Here is a 459-nt window from a genome sequence, read left to right as displayed (position 1 = left end):
CAGTTGTGCCACTGGTAAAAATAATCTCCGAGGACTCCTGAGCATTGATAAAATCAGCCGTGGCTTGGCGAACTGCTTCATATTGCTCCGTAACTTGGTGAGCTAACCGATACATTCCCCGATGCACATTGACTTTATGGGCATGGTAGTAAGTATCAATTACTTCCAATACTTCGTCTGGCATCGGCATGGTCGCTGCATTATCTAAATAGGCTATTTTTTGATCATCTATCATTGTTTACCACCATTACTTTTACACAGTTTCTTTTGGTAAAACGGGTTCCATGAAATTATTGATTAAAATTTGTTTAGCATCCGCCTCCACTAATCCCCGACTTAAAAGATAGTACAACGCTTCTTCATCATACTGTCCTACACTAGCAGCATGACCAGCTTGCACATCATTTTCGTCAATAATTAACAGGGGATTAACACTTCCCTTAGCATGCGGTTCAATGG

General features: G+C 41.0%; 2 protein-coding genes. Both read right to left on the bottom strand.

The features are described from left to right. The coding region (locus C1I98_RS46635) for an aminotransferase class V-fold PLP-dependent enzyme (protein ID WP_146607965.1) at positions 1–235 on the bottom strand (235 nt) is incomplete at its 3' end. 18 nt (positions 236–253) lie between these two features. Continuing rightward, a partial coding sequence (locus tag C1I98_RS46630) for a SufD family Fe-S cluster assembly protein (protein WP_199537597.1) occupies positions 254–459 on the bottom strand: 206 nt, incomplete at its 5' end.

The sequence above is a fragment of the Spongiactinospora gelatinilytica genome (assembly GCF_003236385.1).
GTDB lineage: Bacteria > Actinomycetota > Actinomycetes > Streptosporangiales > Streptosporangiaceae > Spongiactinospora > Spongiactinospora gelatinilytica.
The sequence above is the reverse complement of the archived record's forward strand: the minus strand, read 5'-3'. Positions and strand labels throughout refer to the sequence as shown.